The organism is Gordonia terrae, from assembly GCF_001698225.1.
GTDB lineage: Bacteria > Actinomycetota > Actinomycetes > Mycobacteriales > Mycobacteriaceae > Gordonia > Gordonia terrae.
Window position 1 is genome coordinate 4,895,774 of sequence record NZ_CP016594.1, and the last position, 19,747, is coordinate 4,915,520.

Genomic DNA, 19,747 nt, shown 5'->3' on the forward strand with positions numbered 1-19,747 from the left:
TTTGATATGCAGCAGATATCAAGCGCCTAGACTGGCAGTATGGAACTGCGACACCTGCGGTACTTCCGCGCCGTCGCCGAGGAGCTGCACTTCGGCCGGGCCGCCCAGCGCCTTCACATGGCCCAGCCACCGCTGTCTCAGCAGATCCGCCAACTCGAGGACGAGCTCGGTGTCGCGCTGCTGGTCCGGTCGACGCGGCGCGTCGAACTGACCCCGGCGGGCGCGGATTACCTGCAGCGAGCCGTCGCGATCCTGGACTCGGTCGACGCCGCATCCCGGCAGGCGCAGCGGATTGCCGACGGGCGTCAGGGCAACCTCGCGATCGGCTGCGTGGGTTCGGCCACCTACTCGCTGCTGCCCGCACTCGTGCGCGCACTGAGCGACGAACTGCCGGATGTGGACGTCAGCGTTCGCGGCGAGATGCTGGCGCCCGCCCAGATCGCCGCGCTCGCATCGGGGGACATCGACCTCGCGTTGCTGCGCATGCCGATCGACACGAGCGGACTCCAGGTCGAATCGATCCGCAGCGACCGCCTCATCGTGGCACTGCCCCACGACCATCCGCTCGCCCACGGCGCACCGGATGCGACCGTCGACCTCGCACTGCTGGCCGGTGACGACTTCATCGTGCACGCGGGCGGCGGGAAGTCGATCATGCACGGGGTCCTGTCGGCGGCCGCCGGACGCGCGGGATTCGTCCCGCGCATCCGGCACGAGGTCGAGGAGACGTCGACCCTCGTGACACTGGTCGCCGCCGGGGTGGGGGTCGCCCTGGTGCCCGAACCCACCTCGGCGCTCGGGGTACCCGGCGTCGTCTACCGGCCGCTGGCCACCGACGACGAGGTCGAACTGGCCGTCGCGTTCCCGGACGGGCGCCGGACCCCGCTCGTCGACCGGGCCCTGGCGGTGCTGCGCACCCTCTCCTGAACGCCGCAATCCCACCCCTTTTCGGCAGATCCACCCACCGCACAGGGGGTGGAGATACCGAAAATGGGTGGGTTTGCGGACGTTTCGACTCAGCGGTGGGTGAAGTTCGGGTCCCGCTTCTCGACGAAGGCGGCCATGCCCTCGGTCTGGTCGTCGGTCGCGAACGTCGAGTAGAACAGCGCGCGTTCGGCGCGGACGCCTTCGACCAGGCTCGACTCAAAGGCGCGGTTGACCGCGTCCTTGGCGGCCGCGGACGCGATGAGCGACTTCGAGGCGATGACCTCGGCGACCTCGATGGCGGCGGCGCGGCAGTCCTCCTTGGGAACGACCCGCGACACGAGGCCGAGGCGTTCGGCCTCGTCGACCTTCATCTGCCGGCCGGTCAGCACCATGTCCATCGCCTTGGCCTTGCCGACGGCGCGAGTGAGACGCTGCGAGCCGCCGATGCCGGGGATGACACCCAGGTTGATCTCGGGCTGGCCGAAGACGGCGTTGTCGCCGGCGATGATGGTGTCGCACAGCATCGCGAGCTCGCAGCCGCCGCCGAGTGCGTAACCGGTGACCGCGGCGATGATCGGGGTGCGCGCCCGCGACAGCTCATCCCAGGCGCCGAAGAACTGCTCGTTCACCACGTCCGCGTACGACTTCGACGACATCTCCTTGATGTCGGCGCCCGCGGCGAACGCCTTCTCCGAACCGGTGATCACGATCGCGCCGATCCCCTGGTCGACGTCGAATTCGCGGACAGCGCCGACCACTTCGTTCATCAGCTCGGTGTTGAGAGCGTTCAGCGCCTTCGGGCGGTTGAGGGTGATAATGCCCACCCGGCCGCTGGTCTCGACGACGATGGTCTGGTGTTCGGTCATGGTGAGTCCTCTTTCGGTCGGTGACGGCCCGGGATCGTACGGGGCTGGTCGTACGGGGCGGGATGCTACGGGTTGATCGCGAACGCCGGAAGGTCCGGCGTCGGACCGGGGAGTGCCGCGGTCAGCGTTCGCCGAACGTGAGGTCGTCGGGAAGCGGCGCGAAGAAGGCGTCGACGGCATCCTCGGAGAATGCCGCCCACTTCGGATTTCGGTCCTTGTCGATGACCTGGGCGCGGATGCCCTCGGCCATGTCGGGATGCAGCAGGCACCGCACCGAGACGCGGAATTCACGGACGAGCGTGTCCTCGAGGGTCGCGTCGCCGGCTGCCTCACGCAACGATCGCAGCGTGACGGCCAGTGCGGTCGGGCTCTTCGCGGCGATGGCGTCGGCGGTCTTGTCGGCGAAAGGTGTACCGATCGCGCGGCAGCGTTCGATGATCTCCGAGACATTGTCGGCCGCAAACGCTTCCGCGATCCACTCACGCTGCTCGGCGAGTTCGGAGGCCGGCGCGTCGACGGCGTGGGCGGACAACGCCGCCTCGACACCCGACTCGCCGATCGCGGCGAGAAACGCCGGGAGGGACTCGGACGGGACGAAGTGGTCGGCCAGCCCCATCGCGATGGCGTCGGCGCCGCGCAGGTGACCGGCGGTGAGACCGGCGTACGTTCCGAGTCCGTCCGGAACGCGCGAAAGAAGATGAGTGCCACCGACATCGGGAACGAATCCGATACCCACCTCGGGCATCGCGAGCTTCGTGCGGTCGGTGACGACACGGATGTCGCCGTGCGCGGAGACTCCGACACCGCCGCCCATCACGATGCCGTCCATGATCGCGACGTACGGCTTGGGGTAGCCCGAGATCAGCGCGTTCAGCCGGTATTCGTCGAACCAGAACTTCGCCGACGGCGACTGCTCGGCATCACGGTCGGTCGACTCGGGATTCCCGCTGAGCGCGGACGCGTCGCGATGGATGGCGACGATGTCGCCACCGGCGCAGAGCCCCCGTTCACCGGCACCGGAGAGAACGACGGCCTCGACCGCGTCATCGTCGGCCCAGGCCGCGAGGTGTTCGGCCATCGAGCCGACCATCTCGTGATCGATTGCGTTGATGGACTTCGGACGGTTCAGGACCAGCGACCGCGCCGACCCGTTCTTCTCCGTCACGACCGATGGTTCCGACACGGACGAACTCCTCTCCACACCGACAGACGTCGCAGATGGTTCTTCTCAGATAGTTGCATATCCTAGTAACCCGGGTCCAGACAAGTCAGGTTAGGGTTACCTCATGGGCTACTCCAGAGCACGCGTTGCCGACGTCGCCGACCTGACGCCCAATCTGCGTCGTATCGTCTTCGACGTGGCCGATCTGCCAGGACTCGGCTTGCCCGGCGGCGCCGACGAAGCCGTGGGCATCTACTTCCCACACGACCCCGAGCGTGTCACACCGGATATGGAATGTCGTGACGGCACGTGGGCCTACTACGACATCGACCCGGCACCCGACGGCCGGAACTACTCGATCCGGTCGGTCGACCACTCCGCCTGCACCATGGTCGTCGACTTCGTCATCCATGCGGCCGGCCCCGCGACGCTGTGGGCGCAACGCGCCGAGGCGGGGCATGACGTGGTGATGACGCATGCGCGGAGCTGGTACGCGCCACCCGCCGGCGTCGAACGCCTGATCCTCGCCGCCGATCTCGCCGGGCTCCCCGCTCTGGCACGCATCCTCGACGAACTGCCGTCGACCGACGGGGTGACCGCCGTGGTCGAGGTGCCCGCGCCGAGCGAACTGTCCTACCTACCCGAGCGGGATGTCGAGTTGATCACGCTCGTCGGCGGAAACTCCCGTACGCCGAGCCGGCTTGCCGACACGGTCTGCGGGCTCACCCTGCCGGACTCCGGCGCGTACTGCTGGTTCGCCGGCGAGGCAGCGGAGTCGCGCGCGATTCGCAAGCACCTGCGCGGCAATCTTCGCTGGGACCGCGGGTCCTACGACGTCATCGGCTACTGGCGTGTCGACGCCGAGCGCTGGACGCAGGCCTATGTACAACGAGGCGCCGAACTGTTCGCCGTCTATCGTCAGGCGCTCGAAGACGGCAAGAGCGAGAAGCAGGCTTCGGAGGAGTTCGACGAGGCGCTCGAACGGGCGGGGCTGTAGGCGCGACCCACCACTAGTACTCCGCGACCATTCCCCTCCTTGGGGCGCGGTACATCGTCCACAGGAACCGTGGCACCGCCCGCAGTGGCAGCCGAGACGGCCAGTCGCGTGCGCGCATGAGGGCATCGGTGCCGCCGTCGACGGTGACGACCGCGCCGGCCATGAAATCGGCCGCCGGCGACAGCATGAGCAGGACCCAGGACGCGAGTTGCCCTGGAGTCCCGTACTCGCGCACCGGCACCGGGAACGACTTCACGTGTCCGCCCTGCGGACTGTCGAGTTGGGACTGCAGCAGTGGCGTCATCACCGGGCCCGGCGCGATGACGTTGACGCGGATACCGGCGCCCGCCCACTCGGCCGCTGTGCCATGGATACGGCACCACTGCGTGATCGCGATCTTCGACGACGCATACGCGACGGGGCCGGTGACGCCCCGTCGGCGTCGGATCACCCGGGTGGCCCCCTCGGGGTCGTCGTTGAGCAGTCGGCGTATCGCGGACATCGGCACCAGCGGCGTCACCGTCGTCGAATTGGAGCCGAACACAACCACTTTCGACTTCGTACCGGCGGCCAGCGCCGAACGCCAGGCGGTCAGCAGGTCGGTCACGCCGAACACGTTGACCTCGACGATCTCCCGTTCCCGCCCAGCCGCGGGGCCCATGCCTGCGGCCAGCACGGCCCCGTCGAGCCGCCCGCCGGATCGGGCGAGGACCTCATCGGCCGCGCCGCGTCGACCCTCGGGTGTCGACAGATCGGCGATGACCTCGGCGTCTCGCTGATCGACCCCGATCACGGTGTGCCCCTCCGCGCGCAGGGCCGCGGCCACCGACGCACCCATCCCCGACGCCGAACCGGTCACCACGTATGTGCCGGCCGAGGTCACGCCGATCCTTTTTTCCCGGTGTCGGATTCGTCGGTGGCGCCGTGCCGGTGCTGGGTCCGTTCGTACGCGTCGTTGAAGGCGCGCAGTTCGTCGAGCAGCGCCTGCGGGGAGCCGGGGGCCAGGTCGGCGAAGACCTGCTCGAGACGCTCGGCACGCAGCAGGCCGTCGCGCCGGAACGCCGCCCGCCCGGATTCGGTGGGACGGATCATCTTCGACAGCGAATCCTCGACCTCGAACCGCTCCACATACCCGTGTTTGATGGCGGCGTTGACCTGGCGGTTGACCGTCGACTGCTCGAGTTCGAGGTCGGCGGTCAGCTCCCGCAACGTGCGCGGCCGTCCGTCGGAGAGAACCCAGAGGATCGCGAAAGCCGAGCGTTCCAGCCCGACGCCGGGGTGCACCAGGCTGCGACGCCGTGACATCCGCAGCAGTTCCTGCGCCAGGTCACGATGCACCGGCGACTGCCAGGGCGCGTGGTCCTCCGACATCTCTCCTCCATCTGTCGACGTGGACAATCTACTGTCCGATTTGCGTGTGTACATTACATATGTATGCTGCATACCTCGAAGGAGGTCTCTCCCATGGGCCAAGTACGAGGTTCGGCACCCGAACTGACCGACGACGCGTCGGACGCCATCGAGATGGCACCCGCGGGCGCCATCGGCAGCGTCGTGGTGCTCTGTTTCGGCGGTCTGGTCGCCTCGCTGATGCAGACGCTGATCATCCCGATCCAGCCCGACCTGCCCCGTCTCCTCGGGACGTCGATCGGCAACGCCTCCTGGATCATCACCGCCACCCTGCTCGCCGCCGCCGTGGCCATGCCGATCGCCGGACGCCTCGGCGACATGTTCGGCAAGCAGCGCGTCCTGCTGGTGAGCGCGGTGCTGCTCACTCTCGGTTCGCTGATCTGCGCGCTGGGCGATTCGCTCATCCCGCTGATCATCGGGCGCGGCGTGCAGGGCCTGGCCATGGGTTTCATCCCCGTCGGGATGAGCCTCATCCGCGAGATCACCCCACCCCGGATCACCTCGATGGCCGTCGCCGCGATGAGCGCGACCCTCGGTGTCGGTGGCGCGATCGGCCTGCCGCTGGCGGCGTGGATCGTGCAGACCTGGAACTGGCATGCGCTGTTCTATGTGGCTGCCGGCCTCGGCGTCCTCGTCACGCTGGCGGTGCTGATCCTGGTCCCGCGCGTCAACGACGCCGCCGGCGGTCGCATCGACATCCCCGGCGCCATCGGCCTGGCCGTGGGTCTGTCCGCCTTCCTCATCGCGGTGTCGAAGGCCAACGACTGGGGCTGGACGTCCGGCGCCACACTGGGACTGGGCATCGGCGGGATCGTCGTCCTGGTCGGTTGGGGATTCGTCGAACTGCGCCGGAGTGAGCCGCTCGTCGACCTGCGCACCACCGCACGGCCCGCCGTCCTGCTGACCAACATCGCCGCCGCGGCAATCGGATTCGGCATGATGGCCCAGTCCATCGTGCTGCCGATGCTGCTGCGCCTACCCGAGGCCACCGGTTACGGCCTGGGGCAGTCGCTTCTGGCCGCAGGTCTGTGGATGGCGCCCGGCGGACTGATGATGATGATCTTCGCGCCCGTCTCGGGCATCCTCATCAACCGGATCGGCGCCAAGATCACGCTCGCCATCGGCGCCGCCATTCTGGGATGCGGCTACCTGCTCGCGTTCTTCCTCATGGACGCCGCGTGGAAGTTGATGCTGGCCTCGATCGTGTGCGCCATCGGAGTGGGCGTCGGCTACGCGGCGATGCCGACCCTGATCATGGGGTCGGTCCCGGCCACGGAAGCCGGCGCCGCGGTGGGTCTCAACGGACTCATGCGTTCGTTGGGCACCACCATCGCCTCCGCCGTGATGGCGCTGATCCTGGCCAGCGCCACGATCTCGCTGGGCGGCACCGAGGTGCCCGACGAGTCGACGTTCACCTGGTGCTTCCTCGTCGCCGCGGCCGCCGCCTTCGTCGGCATGGCGATCACACTGACCATCCCCTCGCGTCGCGGATCGTCGAATGTGCCCGAGGAGCAGCCCCTTCCGGCTCGGGGTTGACAGGGATACCGCCACCTGAGGCCCGGCGAGCCACCAACCGCTCCCTGAGGTGCGAGCTTGCGAGCGTCACGAAGGGTCTCGCAACCTGGACCACCAGACCCTTCGTGACGCGCCCTCCGCAAGCTCCGGGCGCTCCTCAGGGAGCAGAACGCCTGCGCAGAGTCACCCGGTACGTGTAGTGCTCGGGGAGGAAGTGGCTGACGGCGAGTTCGACTGCCCGACCCCGTGAGTCGGTGTACAACCGGTCGACGCGCAGCACCGCGTGTCCGACGGGGCATCCGAGTCGGGCGGCGGTCCCGGCGTCGGCGACGGTGGCGGTGATCGACTGCGCGCACTCCTCGATCGGATGCACCAGATGGGGTTCGAGCAGTCCGATCATCGTGTGTTCGCTGCGCGCACCGGCTTCGACCTCGGGGGCGTCGATCACCAGGCGCGCGACCGACTCCGGCCACCACACGGTGGTCACGACGAACGGGACCCCGTCGTGAAAGCGCTGGAAGACGATGCGGTACGCCACGTCGGTGTCCAGTCGCAACCGTCCCGCGGCTTCGAGATCGACTCGGCGCGCGGGTGCTTCGAGGACCTGCATCTCGGTGTCCGCGGACAGGTTCATCAGGTCTTCGATCGAACCCAGTTGGCGCAGGTACTGTCCCGCGTTCTCGGTCGCGAAGGTCCCGCGGCCGGGGACGCGGTAGACCGAGCCCTCGGTCACCAGCTCCAGGAATGCGCGGCGGACGGTCTGCCGACTGAGCCCGTGTTCCTGCGACAGTTCGGATTCGGTGGGCAAGCGGACGCCGCCGGCATATCTCCCCGCGACGATCTGTGAGCGCAGCTCGGCGGCCAGCGTCTTGTACGCAGGCGCGGACTGATCTGGCTCGTCCATGGAACCCACTCTCCGGCCGGGTCGACGCTCGTCGACTCAGATACCGCCGCGCGAGACGAGCTGGGCCGCGATCACGTTGCGCTGGATCTCGTTGGTGCCCTCCCCCACGATCATCAGCGGTGCGTCGCGGAAGTACCGCTCCACATCGAACTCGGTGGAGTAGCCGTAGCCGCCGTGGATGCGCACCGCGTTCAGGGCGATCTCCATGGCCACCTCCGAGGCGTAGAGCTTGGCCATGCCCGCCTCCATGTCGCAGCGTTCGCCCTTGTCGTACTGCTCGGCGGCGTGCCAGGTCAGCTGCCGCGCCGCGGTGAGCTTGGTGGCCATGTCCGCCAGATAGTTGCCGATCGACTGATGCTTCCAGATGGGCTGCCCGAACGACTCCCGTTGCTGCGCATACGCCAGCGAGTCCTCCAACGCTGCGGTCGCCACCCCGAGCGCGCGGCACGCCACCTGGATGCGGCCGGTCTCCAGACCCTTCATCATCTGGCCGAACCCCTTGCCGGGAACCTCGCCCAGGATCGCCGACCGCGGTGCGCGATAACCGTCGAAAGACAGCTCGCAGCTCTCGACGCCCTTGTAACCGAGCTTGGGCAGGTCGCGTGAGACGGTCAGTCCCGGACCGTGTTCGACGAGCACGATCGAGATGCCCCGGTGCCGTGGCTGCGCTCCCGGATCGGTCTTGCACATCAAGGCGATCAACCCGGAGCGTCGCGCGTTGCTGATCCAGGTCTTCGACCCACTGATGACCAGATCGTCTCCGTCGACCTTCGCGACGGTCGTCATCGCCTGCAGGTCCGATCCCCCGCCCGGCTCGGTCAGCGCCATCGTTGCCCGAATCTCGCCCGTCGCCATCCGCGGCAGATACTGCTGCTGCTGCTCCGCGGTGCCGAACAGCGTGAGGAGCTTCGCGACCACGGTGTGCCCGCCCATCGCCCCGGCCAGACTCATCCATCCGCGCGCGAGCTCTTGGGTGACCCGCGCGTAGCACGGCATCGACACCGGCGAGCCGCCGAACTCCTCGGGAACGGCAAGTCCGTAGATCCCGATCTGCTTCATCTGATCGATCCACTTCTCGGGATAGGAGTTGGCGTGCTCGACCTCCTGCACGGAGGGCCTGACCTCCCGGTCGACGAACGACCGCACGGTGTCGACCAGGAATGACTCTTCGGCGGACAGCGTGCTCATGACGGGTTCCCTACGACGTGCGGTCAGATTTGTACGGCCATTTTGTCCACCGGAACGGTCGCTGTCAACACTTCCAATGTAGGCGTCGGTCTGATAGAACCGGAACGGCATCGAATTTGGCCGCACATTTGACCTCACACCTTTGGAGCAGCAGTGCAGAGAAGACGAGCCGTCCTGGTCGCGCCGGCCTCCGACGACCGCAAGGCCCGCAAGGCCCTGGGCTCGATCGCCGACGAAGTGGTCCTCGACCTCGAAGACGCGGTGACTCCGCCGAACAAGGACTCCGCGCGCGCGGCGGCCGCCGACCTCGTCGCCGAATTCGGTGCCGAACGCGCGATCTCATTGCGCATCAACGCCATCGACACACCCTGGGCTGCCGCCGACCTCGCCGCGTGTGCACAGATGCCGAACCTGTCGTCGGTCGTGCTGCCGAAGGCCGACTCGCCTGCCGACCTCCGGTCCGCCGACGAACAGCTCGGCCGAGCCCCGGTCCGTCTGCAGGCGCTGCTCGAATCGCCCCGCGGCATCCGCGACGCGGGTGCGATCTGCGCCGCCACCACCAGGCTGGACGCCGTCCTCATCGGATACGCCGATCTCGCCGCGTCGCTGGGACGCAGCTCCGGCCTGCCGATGCAGACCTGGCACGTAGTCCAGGACTCGGTGCTGCTCGCCGCCCGTGCGGCCGGCGTCGACGTCATCGACGGACCGCATCTGACCATCGCCGACGACGACACCTTCCGCGACGCCAAGCGCTGGGTACGCGACCTCGGCTTCGACGGCACCTGGGTCATCCACCCGGCGCAGCTGCAGTCCGCGATCGAGATTTTCACCCCGGACGCCGGGGCCGTGGAGGACGCACGCCGGGTGCTCGACGCGCTCGAGAAGGCCGCCGCCGCGGGTGCCGGCGCCGCCGAACTCGACGGCCGGATGCTCGACGAGGCGCTGGCCGTGTCCGCGCGGCGCGTCCTCGCGAAGGCAGCCGAATGACCTCGCCCGATCGGACCGGCAGCGAGGCCATCGCCGTCGGCGGGCCCTACTTCGACGAGCTCTGCCACGGGCAGGTCTTCGACGACGCCCCGTCGCTCACGGTGACCGACGGCCTCGCCGCGGCGCACCAGATGATCCTCGGCGATCGTCTACGCCTCGCACTCGACGCGCATCTGTCCGATCGGGTGATCCACGGTGGCACGCTCGCTCATCCCGGACTCATCACCGACATCGCGATCGGGCAGTCCACCCTGGCCACCCATCACGTGAAGGCGAACCTCTTCTACCGCGGCCTGCGGTTCCTGAGCCACCCCCGGATCGGCGACACGCTGACAACCGCGACCGAGGTGGTCGGGCTGCGCGAGAACAAGTCCAAGCCGGGCCGCGCGCCGACCGGGCTCGCCGCGCTGCACATGGTCACGACCGACCAGCACGGCGCCACCGTCCTCGACTTCTACCGCTGCGCGATGCTGCCGCTGTCTCCGGATGCCGATCCCGGGCGGACCGTCCACATGGACGACCTGAGCACCATCGGACCGGGAACGGACGTGCCACCGTTCCTCCCCGAGTGGGACCTGGCGGTCTACCGTACATCCGCACGCGGACAGCACTTCTCGCCCGACCTGGCCGGCCGCTCCTTCACCTCCAGCGCCGACGTGGTGTCCAGCGCGCCGGAACTCGCCCGGCTCTCGCTGAACATCGCGGCCACCCACCACGATGAGCGGGTGGCCGGCGCGGCCGCCGGCGGACGCCTCGTCTACGGCGGCCACACCATCGGACTGGCTCTCGCGCAAGCGAACCGGGCGCTGCCGAACCTGGTGACGGTCATCGGTTGGGACTCGTGCGATCACACCGGCCCGGTACACGAGGGCGACACCCTCAGTTCGACGATCCTGGTCGAGGAGGCCACGCCGCTGGCCACCGGCGGCGGTGTGCTGCGCCTGCGCTCCACCGTCGTCGCACATGGCGTCGACGCCGACCGGGATGTCCTGGACTGGCGTTTCCGCGTCCTGATGGCCTGACCTCACTCACCGCACCGCACCCCCCACGTCCCAGGAGTCTGTCGCATGAGCTCGAATCCCCGTCCGCTCGAGGGTCTCCGCGTCGTGGAGGTGTCGAGCTTCGTCGCATCGCCGCTGTGTGGCCTGACGCTCTCGCAACTCGGCGCCGAGGTCATCCGCGTCGACCCGATCGGCGGTGGCGCCGATGTCAACCGATGGCCGCTCACGGCAGACGGCCACTCGATCTACTGGACCGGGTTGAATCGCGGCAAGAAGTCGGTCACAGTCGACTTCCGCGATCCCGGTGGCCAGAAGTCGGTGCAGGACCTGGTCATCGACAGCGGGCCGGGCGGGGGAATCCTCGTCACCAACGCGGGTGGGCGGTCGTGGATGAGTCACGAGACACTGTCCGCACGGCGGTCCGACGTCATCACGCTGGAACTGCTCGGCCGCACCGACGGCACCCCGGGCGTCGACTACACGGTCAACGCGGCGTTGGGATTCCCGGCGATCACCGGTCCCACCGATTACGCCGGCGTCGTCAATCACGCACTGCCGGCGTGGGACATCGCCTGCGGTCTGTATGCCGCGCTGGCGATCACGGCGGCCGTCCGCCGCCGGGAACAGACCGGTTCCGGGGCACAGATCACCCTGCCCCTCGAGGACACCGCCCTCGCCATCGCCGGGGCGCTCGGATATCTCACCGAACCGCAGCTCGGCGGTGGCACACGACCGGCGACCGGAAACGATGTATACGGCACCTACGGAACCGATTTCGTGGCAGCCGATGGCGGCCGGTTCATGCTCGTCGCGCTCACCCCGCGCCACTTCCGCGGCCTCGTCGAGATGACCGGGACCGGTGACGCGGTCGCGGCCGTCGAGCGGGCGCTGGGCGCGGACTTCAGCACCGAGGACGACCGGTACATCCACCGTGGTGTTCTCACCCCGTTGTTCGCAGCATGGTTCGCGCGGCACACCACCGCGGAGGTCGAGGCCGGCCTGGCAACGGCATCCGTACTCTGGGAGCGGTACCGAACCTTCGACGAGGTCGTCGAATCGGGCGTCCTGGAGCGCAATCCGCTCTTCGGCGAGTTGGACCAGCCCGGGATCGGCACCTACCTCGCGGCCGGCCTGCCCGCCCGGTTCGACGGTGCGCACCTCTTCGCCGGACCGGCTCCCGACCTGGGTTCGTCGTCCGGGTTCTGAGGAGCGACGCCCGTGCTCCTGCGAGGAGCGCAAGCCACCCCCTCCTCCCCCTGAGCGCAAGCGACCCCCCTTGCTCCCTGAGCGCAAGCGACCCCCCTTTGCTCCCTGAGCGCAAGCGACCCCCCTTTGCTCCCTGAGGTGCGAGGAGCGCAAGCGACCCCCCTTTGCTCCCTGAGGTGCGAGGAGCGCAAGCGACCCCCCTTTGCTCCCTGAGGTGCGAGGAGCGCAAGCGACGAGCCTCGAAGGGTTTGGCGACGCATCTCGCCAGGACCCTTCGAGGCTCGCTTCGCTCGCACCTCAGGGAGCAGAGGGTGGGCCTTCGCTCGCACCTCAGGGAGCAGGGGTGGGCCTTCGCTCGCTCCTCAGCTCAGGGAGCAGGGGTGGGCCTTCGCTCGTACCTCAGGGGCAGGGGGCGGGCCTTCGCTCGCGGGTCAGCGCACATCCGAGCTCACCTGTGCGCCAGATGATCCGGACGTGGCGCGGTCCCGCCGTACGGCTCCTGCAAGGCGTTCGACTTCGCGTTGAAGACGACGAACAGGTTGCTGCGCGGGTAGGGCGTGATGTTCCCGCCGGACGCGTGCAGGCAGTTGGAGTCGAAGTACAACGCAGACCCGGCCGGTCCGGTGATCGTGTCGATACCGAGTTCATCGGCGAGGCTCGCGACGTCCTGCTCCTCCGGCGTCCCGAACGGCGGCCGGTAGGACGTCAGCGATTCCCGGTGATAGTCGCCGGGTGTCGAGCCCACACAGCTGACGAACCGCCGGTGCGAACCGGGAATGATCATCAGCGGGCCGTTGGTCGTGACGTTGGGTGTCAGGGCGAGGGACACACTCAGCGCGCGCGGCGCGGGCATCCCGTCCTCGGCGTGCCAGGTCTCGAAGTCCGAATGCCAGTAGAACGGACCGCCCGCGAACCCCGGCTTGAGGTTGATCCGGCTCTGGTGGATCGTCACGTCATCGTCGAGGATCTGACGGGCGACGCCGACAATCGATTCCCGCGCACAGATCTCGGCGATGACGTCACTGAGCTGATGCGCCGCGAACAGCGACCGCACGTCCCCGCTGGACGACTCGCGGATCACCCGGTCGTCGTCACCGAGCCGCTCGGTGATCGCTTCCACCTCACGGAGACACTCCGCGATGTCGCCATCGGCGAGAACGTTTGTCTCCGTGTGGTATCCGCGATCGGCGTATCGGCGGAGCTCAGGGGCGGACAGCGGTCCGGGGTTTCCCATGCTCCCCCACACCGTGTTGTGCGGTCGCGGTTCGATCTGGCTGTGGTGCGCGAGCCGCGTGCGGTAGACGTCGACACCGACGCTCGTCGACCGGGCGCCCGCCGAGACGGTCGGCGCTGCGCTCGTTCCGGCGGTGTCGGGCATCGTGGTTGCTGTGTGAGTTGTCACGATCTCTGCGATCCTTTCCCTCATCCGGCAGGCCGCTCTCGAAGCAGGTGCGCCTCGGCGGCGGGCAAGGTGATTGTGTTGTGCGCGAACGTCGGACGGCGACGCATCGCGATGTGACGGCATCGGTGGCGCGAACGATTTTCACGCGCGCCGGAATCGGCCGTATGTCTGCACCCTGCCAGGGACCGACAACCCCCGCAACCATGCAGGTATGCCGCACGCGAGAGCTCAGATGTGCTGGAGCACGACCGTCGCGATCGCCGCGGGCTTGGCTCCGCGGTTTGCCGCCACCACGCGCACCACCGACAGCGATCGGCCATGGTGCATGACCTCGGATGTGAACGTCGCCGTCTCAGCCGCGTCGCACGGGCGGACGTAGGTGATGTCGACGCTTGTCGTCCGCATGTCGCCTGCGGCGCGGACACACGACGCGGCCGCGAGTTCGGAGGCACAGACCAGGATTCCGCCGTGCACGCTGCCCATCCCGTTGGCCGACAAGACCGTGGGCGCCATGCTCAGGACGTTCGGCGCGACCTCGACGAGTCCGAGCTGCTGACGGACCGGCTCGTCCGGGATCTCGAGGACCCGCGCTGACGCCCGCGGGCCGGGAGTCCTCGGCGCGTCGATGAGGTGCGACCGCTGGATGATCGTGGCGATCGTCCGGCCCGACGGATCAAGGACGGCCCCGGTGGTCATGGCACCCCGGTCATCTCGCGCCACGAGTTCACCGGAGACATGCAGCGAGGACCCATCGAGGGGCGGGTCGGCGAGGAAGTCCATCCGGATACCGAGCGAGACCGGCCACCGGTGCCGTGGACCACCGGCGGCGACGAGGTATCCGGTGACGTCGTCGCACGACACGGCCAGAGCCCCACGGCTCACTCCCGCCGCAGGGTCGGCCAGCCACGGTCCGGCCTCGGTGTGGGCCTCACTGCGTTCACCGGAAACGGAGACCTCGCCGATGCGGAGCATCACTTCGGGACCGCCGAGGTGGAAGGCGGATGCGGACGTCGTCATGGCTGCCGGGCGCCCTGCCGACGGCGCTGCGCGTGCTCCAGGATGATGTCGACGGCCCGGGCCGCGCTCTGGCATGCCCCCTCCATCGTCGTGGTCCAGTCGGTGCGGGTCCAATCGCCGGCAAGGGCGAGGCCATCGACCTCGGTGCGCTGGTCGGGACGTAGACCGAACGTTCCGGGTCGTTGCGCGAAGGTCGATTTCGGCATCCGGACCACGTGGCTGTGGACCACCTCGGCGTCGGCAGCCTGCGGAAAGTACCGGCGCAGCATATCCATCTGGATCTCGGTGATCTCGGCGTTGGTCTTCGAGATCAGCTCGTACGAGGCCGACACCGTCGTCGAATAGAAGTGATTGTCGCGCGATTCGCGACCATGCATGCGCTGGCGGTCCCAGACCTGTTCCAGCACACCCTCACCGCCGTAGAGGATCTCGCCCCAGTCGGCCATGCCGATCGAGCGGTCGAGGTAGAGGTTCACACTGACGATCGGAACCGGGGTCAGGTTCTCGACGGCCCGATAGATGCGATCGTGCCCCGGGACCTGGTCGAGGAGCCCCTTCACACTCCACACCGGTACCGCGCAGATGACGGCATCGGCGGCGATCTTCTCGCCGTCGGCGAGGGTCACACCGCTCACGACCCCGTCGGTCACGTCGATCGACGACACCACCGCGCGGTGGCGGACCTCCACACCGGCGTCGGCGAAACGCTTCTCGGCGCCCTCGATGAACAGCGTGTCGAGATCGACGGTGGGGTACCCGATGGAGATCGGCGTGCGCGTCTCCCGTGCCCGCCGGGCGCCGGTCACCAGCAGATCGGCCGGGACCTTGGCCGAGGAGATGTCCGGCTTGTCCCCGGTGAGGCCGATGACGATGCCGTCCCACAGCGCGTCCCGCGCGGACTGCGGCATGCCGATACGCCGGAACCACTCGTCGGCGGTGATGTCGTCGAGCCAGTCGGGTTGCCGAAATGCCTGGCGTATCAAAGTGATCTGTGCCCGAGCGGTCCGCAGCCGGTCGAGGCCGGTCACGCCGGGCAGGTCGCCGAGCGCCGCGCGGAGTCCGGACACGCCCGCGAATCCGGATCTGCGGGTCGCCCCGCCGGGCATGCGCACCGTCATGTGCCCCGGGAACGCCACGTGTCGGCGGGTGCCCACGCTGTCCAGGTAACGCATGAGGTGCTCGTATCCGCTGGCGAACACATGCTGGCCGTTGTCGGGGACATCGTCGACGACATGCAGGGGCATCGAGATGGTGCGGCCGCCGAGTGAACCGCGCCGTTCGAGCAGGGTGACACGCTGACCTGCCTCCGAGAGCCACACCGCCGACGCCAGACCGGCGAGTCCCCCACCCACGACCACACAATGCATGCGCCACAGATTAGCGGTCAGGGCTGACCGGTACCGGCGTTGCGCGGATCCGCCTGCGGCATCGGGCCGGCTCGGGCTCAGCCGGTCATCTTGACGTTCTTGGCCGCGCCGAGCACAGAGACGGCCTGCGGCACCAGCACGAGACCGAGAACCGCCATCGCAAGCGTCCACGAACCCGTGACGTCGTGAATCCCGCCGATGGCGATCGGTCCGGCTGCCGCAGCCAGATAGCCGACGGATTGTGCCATCCCGGACACCTGCCCCGTCTGCTCCGAACCCGAGCTCCGCAGCACCATGAAGAGGAGAGCCAGACTGATCGACGAGCCGGGCCCGACCATCACGCAGGCGGCCCAGAACCCGGGCCACACGTCGGTGCTCAGCAGACCCACGAAACCGATGGCACACACGGTGATCACCGACAGGGTCACGACGCGCTGATCGGCGAAGCGGCCGGCGACGATCGGCGCGAGCAGTGACATGATCAGCGCGACCACCTGCGCCGACGCCAGAACCGCACCCGCCCGCAGTGGCGACATCCCGGTCTCGACGAGATATTGCGGCAGCCACGCCACGAACGTGTAGAAGATCAACGACTGCGTGCCCATGAACACCGTGATGGCCCACGCGATCGGGTTCGTCAGCAACGACGTCGTCGGCGAGGCAGAGGTCACCCGGTGAACCGAGGGGAGCTGCGGAATCCAGACGACGACGGCCACCACCGCGAGGAGTCCCCACGTGGCGAGCGCGAGACGCCAGTCTCCGCCCAGTGCATCGTTGGTGGGCACGCTCACCCCGGAGGCGACCGCGGCTCCACCTGACAGCGTCATCGAGTAGAGACCGGTCATGAGCCCGGAGCGGTGCGCGAAGTCGCGTTTGATCAGCGCAGGCAACACGACGTTGCAGGTACCGATGGCGGCTCCGATGATGGCCGAGCCGGCGAAGAGTGCTGCTGCGGAGGGAATCAGACGCACGAGGATTCCGGCGATCAGCACGAGCAGCGCGCCGAAGATGACCCGCTCGATGCCGAAGCGGTTGGCCAGGCGCGGCGCAACCGGCGCCGAGATCCCGAAGAACAGGACGGGCAGGGCGGTGAGTAGCCCGGCGACCGCGCTGCTGAACCCGGCGTCGTCGGAGATCACGCCGATGAGTGGCCCGACGGCCACGACGGCCGGTCGCAGATTCGCGGCGACCAGCATCACCCCGACCGCGGTGACGATCACCCCGATTCCGGTCCGCTCATGCGTGGACAGACCCCGCCCGCTCATTCCGGCACCTCGGTGAAGTCGACGTAGGCGTACACCGCCGCGCGCGCCGCGACGGCGTCGCCGCGTTCGATCGCATCCACGACGTCGCGATGGCCACGCGGGTGTGACTGCTCGGCCAACGGACGACGCAGCACCGACGGATGGGTTCGAGCGATCGCCTCGGCGATCCCGTCGTACATCTCGATGAGCAGCACGTTGCGGGACGCGAGGACGAGTTCGGCGTGAAAAGCGATGTCGGCCTGTGTGTATCGATCCAGATCGCCGTCGGTCAGCGCATCCTCGGTGCGCGCGAGCAGCGTCCGTAGGCGTTCGACGTCGCGGGCATCCCCACGACCGGCCGCACCGGCCGCCGCCTCGCTCTCGAGCGCACGGCGCACTTCCAGTAGATCGCGTAACTCAGATGGCGCCGAGCGTCGCGCGATCGCTCCGGCGAGCGGACTCCGTCCACGTACATAGGTGCCGTCGCCGCGCCGCGGCTCGAGCATGCCGGCGTGTTCGAGCGCCCGCGCGGCCTCCCGGATCGTGTTCCGTCCCACCCCGAATTGCGCCACGAGCTCGGGCTCGGCGGGTATCCGCTCGCCGATCGGCCAGGTGCCGTCGGCGATCAGCTCCTGCATCCGTTGCACGACGAGCTCGCTGGTCCTGCGGGGCGGGATGATCTGGCCGGTCACGCTAAACAACCTAACATCCCATGTTTGAGTTCAGGAGACGCCCGGTCTCGCCGCCCGGATACCTCAGGCGGTGGCCGCCCGGTGCAGCGCACCGGTGAGGTCGTCGATGGTGTTCGGCATGAGGCGCTGATCGTCGAGAAAGAACGTAGGGGTGCCCTGCACGCCCAGGGCCAGCCCGTCCGCGACGTCGGCGCGAATCCGCTCCAGCGTGGCCGGACTGTTGTACGCGGCGTCGAACGCGGGCATGTCCAGTCCGAGGTCGATCGCGAAACCGCGGAACACATCGTCGGCAGGAACCCGCTGCTCACCCCAGTGCGCCTGGGTGGCGAACATGCGCTGGTACATCTGCTCGAATCTGCCCTGTGCCGCAGCGGCTTCGACGGCGCGGGCCGCTCGCTCGGCGTTGACGTGGCCGGGCATCGGGAAGTAGCGGACCACGAAGGCGATCCGGTCGCCATACGTGCGCCGCAGGTCCTCGATGATCGGGTAGACCGCGCCGCAGGCCTCGCATTCGAAGTCGAGGAATTCGACGAATCGCGCGCGCTCGTCGGCCGGGGCCGTCAGGCGATGGCTGTCCGGGCGCACCAGGCGATCGACGGCGACCGTCGTGTCCGCGGGCGCGGGGGCGGGTTCGCGGTCGATGAGCACGGCGACACCGAGGACGACGACGATGGCCACGAGGGCCGCCCATGCGATCTTGGTCGGTCTGCTCATCCGTCCAACGTAGAAGCAACGGGGTCGGCGGCCGGACCGACCCCGCAACAGACAGCCCTCACCGGCCGCCGGGAGGACAGCTTCGGTTGATCTGAATGATTGGTTACCCTAACCTAATCTCCATGCATCCGAAGCGGTATCTCGCCGCCCCGTTCCTGCTCGTCGCCGTGCTCGTGTTCGCCCTGGGATGTTCATCCGGGAATGACGGCAACTCCGGCAAGAACTCGACCGAGTCGACCGGCTCGACCACCGTCGACCATCAGTACGGGTCGACGGTGGTCGAGGGCACGCCTGAGCGGGTGGTCACCCTCACCGGCGCGACCGCCTGGTCCGATTCGCTCATCAGACTGGATGTCCCCATCACCGCCGAGTTCGTCTCCACCGGATACTCGGGCCCGGGCAACCGGTTCGCGTGGACCCCACCTCACGAGTCCACCGTCATCCCGGTCGATGTCGGCGCCTCGCCGGGCGTCGCCGAGATCGCGAAACTCGATCCGGACCTGATCCTGGCGGGGTACCTGCCCGATCGTGCGGCGTACGACATCCTCGCCAAGATCGCGCCGACCATCCCGGTGATGAGCACCGAGACCGTCAACGACACCTGGCAGCAGGTGTTGAGCACCGCAGGAAAGATCTTCGACAAGGAAGAGCAGGCGGCGGAAGCGCAGACCGAGGTCGAGGCGAAGATCGACGCGGTCAAGAAGAAATACCCTGCAGCACAGGGCAAGACAGCGACCTTCGGCCAGCTGACTCCGGAGCGGCAGTTCGGTGTCGTCACCTCCGACAACGACCCGTCGGCCAAGCTCCTCGCGGAGGTCGGCCTGCGCTTGGACCCCGCGGTCACCGGGCTGTCCGACAACGGCCAGCGCGTCGTCGTCTCGAGTGAACGGGTGGATCTGCTCGGCTCCGATCTGCTGATCTTCTGGCCGTTGGTCGGCGGACCCGAGGTCTTCGGGACGATCCCGGGATGGGATTCGCTGACCGCGGTCCGCTCAGGCGCGACGGTCTTCCTGACGAACGACACCGCCTCCGCGTTCGGCTCGCCGACGGTGTACTCGGTTCCGTGGGCGGTCGACGCCCTCGAGCCCGCACTGGCGAAGCTGACCACATGAGCGGTGCGGTGGACGACGTCGCTGTTGGGTGACCTC

19 protein-coding genes are annotated in these 19,747 nt (G+C 68.3%); 7 read left to right on the top strand and 12 right to left on the bottom strand.

Features of this window, described 5'->3' with window-relative positions:
- Positions 1-39 precede the first annotated feature (39 nt).
- Entirely contained in the window at positions 40-927 is an 888-nt protein-coding gene (locus tag BCM27_RS21645) for a LysR substrate-binding domain-containing protein (RefSeq protein WP_004022258.1), read from the top strand.
- 89 nt (positions 928-1,016) lie between these two features.
- On the opposite strand, the gene BCM27_RS21650 is transcribed toward BCM27_RS21645, so the two are convergent.
- Both BCM27_RS21650 and BCM27_RS21655 read right to left on the bottom strand, forming a co-directional pair.
- Positions 1,017-1,793, bottom strand: coding sequence for an enoyl-CoA hydratase (locus BCM27_RS21650; RefSeq protein ID WP_004022259.1), 777 nt, complete (start codon positions 1,791-1,793; stop codon positions 1,017-1,019).
- Between the two features lie 121 nt (positions 1,794-1,914).
- Positions 1,915-2,976, bottom strand: coding sequence for an enoyl-CoA hydratase/isomerase family protein (locus BCM27_RS21655; RefSeq protein ID WP_004022260.1), 1,062 nt, complete (start codon positions 2,974-2,976; stop codon positions 1,915-1,917).
- Between the two features lie 103 nt (positions 2,977-3,079).
- Between BCM27_RS21655 and BCM27_RS21660 the strand changes: the two genes are divergently transcribed.
- Positions 3,080-3,952 carry a siderophore-interacting protein gene (locus tag BCM27_RS21660; RefSeq protein ID WP_004022261.1) on the top strand — a complete coding sequence of 291 codons (873 nt, stop codon included), beginning with the start codon at positions 3,080-3,082 and terminating at the stop codon, positions 3,950-3,952.
- Between the two features lie 13 nt (positions 3,953-3,965).
- Here the strand turns inward: BCM27_RS21660 and BCM27_RS21665 are convergent, their stop codons facing one another.
- Both BCM27_RS21665 and BCM27_RS21670 read right to left on the bottom strand, forming a co-directional pair.
- Positions 3,966-4,835, bottom strand: a complete 870-nt coding sequence (locus BCM27_RS21665) for an SDR family oxidoreductase (protein ID WP_004022262.1) — start codon at positions 4,833-4,835, stop codon at positions 3,966-3,968.
- Positions 4,832-5,323: a MarR family winged helix-turn-helix transcriptional regulator gene (locus BCM27_RS21670; protein ID WP_004022263.1), complete on the bottom strand. Its 492-nt coding sequence runs from the start codon at positions 5,321-5,323 to the stop codon at positions 4,832-4,834. Before BCM27_RS21670 ends, BCM27_RS21665 begins: the two co-directional genes overlap by 4 nt.
- Before the next feature lie 93 nt (positions 5,324-5,416).
- On the opposite strand from BCM27_RS21670, the gene BCM27_RS21675 reads away from it, so the two are divergent.
- On the top strand, positions 5,417-6,898 hold the full coding sequence (locus BCM27_RS21675) for an MFS transporter (RefSeq protein ID WP_004022264.1): 1,482 nt from the start codon (positions 5,417-5,419) through the stop codon (positions 6,896-6,898).
- 136 nt (positions 6,899-7,034) lie between these two features.
- Here the strand turns inward: BCM27_RS21675 and BCM27_RS21680 are convergent, their stop codons facing one another.
- Together BCM27_RS21680 and BCM27_RS21685 are read right to left on the bottom strand one after the other, a co-directional pair.
- The gene (locus BCM27_RS21680; protein WP_004022265.1) at positions 7,035-7,781 is read right to left on the bottom strand and encodes a GntR family transcriptional regulator; all 747 of its coding nucleotides are present in this window, start codon (positions 7,779-7,781) and stop codon (positions 7,035-7,037) included.
- Between the two features lie 36 nt (positions 7,782-7,817).
- Positions 7,818-8,969: an acyl-CoA dehydrogenase family protein gene (locus tag BCM27_RS21685; protein ID WP_004022266.1), complete on the bottom strand. Its 1,152-nt coding sequence runs from the start codon at positions 8,967-8,969 to the stop codon at positions 7,818-7,820.
- Positions 8,970-9,122: 153 nt separating this feature from the next.
- Here BCM27_RS21685 and BCM27_RS21690 point away from each other — a divergent pair, with 153 nt between their 5' ends.
- Genes BCM27_RS21690 through BCM27_RS21700 form a run of 3 tightly spaced genes read left to right on the top strand, consistent with a single transcriptional unit; the run spans position 9,123 to position 12,163 of the window.
- Entirely contained in the window at positions 9,123-9,956 is an 834-nt protein-coding gene (locus tag BCM27_RS21690; RefSeq protein WP_004022267.1) for an HpcH/HpaI aldolase/citrate lyase family protein, read from the top strand.
- Complete coding sequence (locus tag BCM27_RS21695; protein ID WP_004022268.1) at positions 9,953-10,978, top strand: MaoC family dehydratase; 1,026 nt, start codon at positions 9,953-9,955, stop codon at positions 10,976-10,978. The genes BCM27_RS21690 and BCM27_RS21695 overlap by 4 nt, the downstream gene beginning before the upstream one ends.
- A 45-nt stretch (positions 10,979-11,023) precedes the next feature.
- Positions 11,024-12,163 carry a CoA transferase gene (locus BCM27_RS21700; RefSeq protein WP_004022269.1) on the top strand — a complete coding sequence of 380 codons (1,140 nt, stop codon included), beginning with the start codon at positions 11,024-11,026 and terminating at the stop codon, positions 12,161-12,163.
- A gap of 448 nt (positions 12,164-12,611) precedes the next feature.
- Here BCM27_RS21700 and BCM27_RS21705 read toward each other — a convergent pair whose 3' ends face one another.
- From BCM27_RS21705 to BCM27_RS21730, 6 genes are all read right to left on the bottom strand, one after another.
- Positions 12,612-13,541, bottom strand: coding sequence for a phytanoyl-CoA dioxygenase family protein (locus BCM27_RS21705; protein ID WP_004022270.1), 930 nt, complete (start codon positions 13,539-13,541; stop codon positions 12,612-12,614).
- A gap of 252 nt (positions 13,542-13,793) precedes the next feature.
- Entirely contained in the window at positions 13,794-14,582 is a 789-nt protein-coding gene (locus tag BCM27_RS21710; protein WP_004022271.1) for a PaaI family thioesterase, read from the bottom strand.
- Complete coding sequence (locus BCM27_RS21715) at positions 14,579-15,949, bottom strand: hydroxysqualene dehydroxylase (protein ID WP_004022272.1); 1,371 nt, start codon at positions 15,947-15,949, stop codon at positions 14,579-14,581. The genes BCM27_RS21710 and BCM27_RS21715 overlap by 4 nt, the downstream gene beginning before the upstream one ends.
- 77 nt (positions 15,950-16,026) lie before the next feature.
- A complete protein-coding gene (locus BCM27_RS21720) occupies positions 16,027-17,214 on the bottom strand; it encodes a CynX/NimT family MFS transporter (RefSeq protein WP_004022273.1) in 1,188 nt (395 codons plus the stop codon).
- Positions 17,211-17,885: a FadR/GntR family transcriptional regulator gene (locus BCM27_RS21725; protein WP_033204807.1), complete on the bottom strand. Its 675-nt coding sequence runs from the start codon at positions 17,883-17,885 to the stop codon at positions 17,211-17,213. Before BCM27_RS21725 ends, BCM27_RS21720 begins: the two co-directional genes overlap by 4 nt.
- Before the next feature lie 63 nt (positions 17,886-17,948).
- Entirely contained in the window at positions 17,949-18,599 is a 651-nt protein-coding gene (locus tag BCM27_RS21730; RefSeq protein WP_004022275.1) for a DsbA family protein, read from the bottom strand.
- Between the two features lie 122 nt (positions 18,600-18,721).
- Between BCM27_RS21730 and BCM27_RS21735 the strand changes: the two genes are divergently transcribed.
- On the top strand, positions 18,722-19,711 hold the full coding sequence (locus BCM27_RS21735; protein WP_033204809.1) for an ABC transporter substrate-binding protein: 990 nt from the start codon (positions 18,722-18,724) through the stop codon (positions 19,709-19,711).
- Positions 19,712-19,747: the final 36 nt, after the last annotated feature.